The organism is Streptomyces albidus (ex Kaewkla and Franco 2022) (genome assembly GCF_013870515.1).
Lineage (GTDB): Bacteria > Actinomycetota > Actinomycetes > Streptomycetales > Streptomycetaceae > Streptomyces > Streptomyces albidus.
The window spans coordinates 1-3,326 of the sequence record NZ_JACBXA010000405.1 but is presented as its reverse complement, the minus strand read 5'-3'; the positions used below and the strand labels follow the sequence as shown (position 1 = coordinate 3,326).

At 72.7% G+C, this 3,326-nt stretch carries 4 protein-coding genes; 1 reads left to right on the top strand and 3 read right to left on the bottom strand.

Going from position 1 to position 3,326, the window contains the following annotated elements:
• The 3 genes from H5J26_RS29660 to H5J26_RS29650 form a co-directional block, all read right to left on the bottom strand.
• A partial coding sequence (locus tag H5J26_RS29660) for a questin oxidase family protein (RefSeq protein WP_181769048.1) occupies positions 1 to 810 on the bottom strand: 810 nt, incomplete at its 3' end.
• A gap of 180 nt (positions 811 to 990) precedes the next feature.
• The gene (locus H5J26_RS29655) at positions 991 to 1,620 is read right to left on the bottom strand and encodes a class I SAM-dependent methyltransferase (protein WP_181769047.1); all 630 of its coding nucleotides are present in this window, start codon (positions 1,618 to 1,620) and stop codon (positions 991 to 993) included.
• Between the two features lie 99 nt (positions 1,621 to 1,719).
• Positions 1,720 to 2,397, bottom strand: coding sequence for a LutC/YkgG family protein (locus tag H5J26_RS29650; protein ID WP_181769046.1), 678 nt, complete (start codon positions 2,395 to 2,397; stop codon positions 1,720 to 1,722).
• Here H5J26_RS29650 and H5J26_RS29645 point away from each other — a divergent pair.
• Positions 2,390 to 3,326, top strand: a 937-nt coding sequence (locus H5J26_RS29645) for a M20/M25/M40 family metallo-hydrolase (protein ID WP_181769049.1), incomplete at its 3' end; no start/stop codon positions are given. The genes H5J26_RS29650 and H5J26_RS29645 overlap by 8 nt on opposite strands.

The following is a 3,326-nucleotide window of genomic DNA, read 5'->3' as shown; positions in this document are numbered from 1 at the left end:
CGCGGGCAGGGTGCGCAGCACCGCGTTCGGCGCGGTCGCGGCGTGCACGAGCATGACCGGCGATTCGTGTGCGTGCGTCGCGTACCGGTGAGTGGCCGCCCGCACCAGGTCCTTGAGGTCGGCTCGCGCCTGCTCCGCGTCGGTGCTTCCGGCTGCGCCGGCTCTGGCTGCCGCAGTGGGACGGGCGGGAAGTGCCGTGATCCTGGCCAGCCGCTCGCGGATGCCGCCGCTCTGGTCCACACGCGGCACCGCCGCCAGCCCGGCCGCCGCGGAATCCGCGGTGGGGAGGACGTCCAGGCCCGGGAGGGGCTGGTGCCGGGCGGCCCAGTATCCGAGGGCGTGGGCGAGTTCGGTGAGTCTCGGGCCCTCCCCGGGCCGGTCTCCCGCGAGCCGTTCCTCGTCCAGAAGCGTGCGCACCGCATGTCCGGCACGGATGACAGGGTGCGTCGCCGAGGCGCTGATGCCGGGGAGCAGCCGGGGCCACCACTCGGTGAGCACGCCCCGCCAGGGCCTGCTGTCGAGGGCGCGGGCGAAGTGGACGATCCAGTCGGCCAGCCGCCGCGGATCTCCGAGCGCCTCGTGCCAGTCGGCCTCCGTGACGGGCGAGGACGGGGCGGGCATGTCCTCCAGGTTGTCCCTGTAGAGATCGAGCCAGCGGTGGACCGCCGACGCCTTCCCGTGCCGCACCAGCGCCTCCACGGCCATGGGGGCGTGATTGCTCAGCCAGCCGTCACGCTCCGGGCCGCTTCGGTGGAGCCGTTCCAGCGCCTCGTCGAGGGTGCCGCTGCTGTCACTTCCGTGGATGTCCATGTCTGTGGACGCTATGCGCGGCAGGTGCCGGGTGTAACGGGCCGCAGCACTAGACCCGTTCGTCTGAGCGGACCAGGGAGAAGGACCTAAGCCGCGCGGCGGCACCGTGCCCTCCGGCGGAGTACCGACGCTGCTGTGCGTGCCAGTCGTCGCGAGCAATGCGAGATTTGTCAGACAGGGCTAGGGGCGGCGGGCCAGCAAGTGGGCGTCGAGGAAACCCCGTTCGGAGGCCGGGTCGTGGAGCAGCCGGGCGAACGTGACGAGCCCGGCCCCGGCCAGCAGCTCGGCGAACCGGTCCGGCGGCCAGCTGTAGGCGGGCGTCACCTTGTGGTCGAAGCGGACCGGCTCCGGTCCGTCGGTCCCGAAGAACGAGACCAGGAGCAGGCCCCCTGGTGCCAGGACACGCACCTGCTCGGCAAGCAGCGCAGGCAGTTCCCGAGGCGGCGTGTGGATCATCGAGTAGTGGGCCAGCACGCCGCCGAGGGAGCCGTCCTCGACCGGCAGGGCCTCCATCCGCGCCTCGTCGAACCGCAGCGTCGGATGGGCCCGCCGGGCGTGGCCGACCATGGCCGGGGAGAGGTCGAGCCCGAAGGCGTCCAGCCCCAGATCGCGCAGCACGGCCGTCAGATGTCCGGGTCCACACCCGACGTCGGCCGCGCGCGGGTTCCCCGTACCGCGCACCAGCTCGGCGAAGGTGCCGATCATGTTCCGCGTGATCGGCTTCGTCTCCAGCCGGTCGGCGAACATCGACGCGTACAGCTCGACGATCCCGTCGTAGGCCGCCCTGGTCTCGTACTGGTGCTGTGCCACGGCGGAGAAGCTACACCGCGCGCCTTGGCGGCTTCTCGGGCCCCGTGCCCACCCGCCCCCGGTGACAGCCTGCCCCGGCAGATGGTCGACGGACCCGCCCTACGACGTCTGTCCGGCCTCCGGCAGCGGGGACCGGCCGGTCGTGGTGATGATCACTTCGAGCGTGCGCGGCCCGTGAACACCTTCCACGCGGTCGAGTTCGATGTCGCTGGTGGCCGACGGTCCCGAGATCCATGTCTGCGGACGGGCGGGGTCCAGATGCTTGAGGGCCTGCGGTACGGAGTCGACGACCTGCGAGGGGGCGTGGACGACGCAGATGTGATGGTCGGGCACGAGCGAGATCAGGCGCCTGCCCTGGTCCTCCCCGGTGTCCAGCACGATGGTGCCGGTCTCGGCGACCGCCACGGCGCAGCCCGTCACCACGGTGTCGATGGCGTCGAGATCGTGCGGCGAGAGAGCGGGGGAGTCGTCGACGCGTTCGATGTCGTCGGGCAGCCAGTCGCCGGGGACGGCCCAGGGCGCCACGACGCTCCGGGAACCGCGCCGCCTCAGCAGCTCCTCGATGACGGCCGGCAGCTCCGCGGACGTACAACGGTGCACCAGGGCACGGTAGTCGGCGAGGTTCTCGGCGAGCAGACCGATCCGCTGGGCATCGTTGCGGGTGGCGTGGCGCAGCCAGTAGTCGCGCGGCACGGCTGTCTCTTCGGGCCCCTCTTCGCGCGGCACATCGGCCAGGGCGCGGCGTACGCGGGCGAGGACGACGTCGCGGCTGCTCACTTCTCTCGCACGCGCGGCGGATCGCTGGCGGGGCACGCTGGTCGTCGTCGGGCAGCCCGCGGAGGAGACGCTCGAAGGTGCGCGGGCGATGCTTCAGGACGGGCTGTACGTACGGTTCGGACGGCCCGACGCCGTCCTCGCCCAGCATGCCGCCCCGCTCCCGGCGGGCATGGTGGCCCACGCCGCCGAGCACACGCCCATGCTGGCGGGCAGCGTGAGCATGGACGTCGTCATCCACGGACGCGGAGGCCACGCGGGAGCCCCGCACCTGGCGGTGGACCCGGTCACGACCGCCGCGGCGGTCGTCATGCGGCTCCAGGGAGTCGTGCCGCGGGAGACGGCGCCGGGGGAGCAGGCAGTGCTCAACGTCGGCTCTCTGCACGCCGGTTCGAGCAGCAACGTCATCGCCGACCGGGCGACGCTCGGCGTGACCGTCCGCGCGCTGTCGGAGGACGCTCTGGACCGCCTGACCCGTGCCGTGGAGCGGATCGTGACCGCGGAGTGCGCCGCTTCGGGCTGCCCGCAGGACCCGTCCGTCGAGGTCGTCTCGCGCTCACCGGTCACGCTCACCGACCACGCCGCGACTGCCGTCGTCCAGCGGGCGCACCGCGAGTTGTACGGGCAGGAGCGCGTTTCCGGCTGGCCCCCCGCCATGGCGACCGAGGACTTCCCGCTCTACTCGGACGCGGGCCGTGCACTCCACGACACGACGGGGATCCCGGCCGTCTACTGGATGCTGGGCGTGGTCGGTCCCGGCCAGTACTCACGCGCGCCCGGCACCACCGCCGCCGAGAAGCTGGCCGCCCTGCCGGCCAACCACTCACCGCACTTCGCTCCCGATGTGCGCTCGTCTCTCCCCGTCGGCGTGACCGCGATGACGACGGCGGCTCTGGCGCATCTGGGGGAGCCGCCCGCAGCCGATCCCGTAT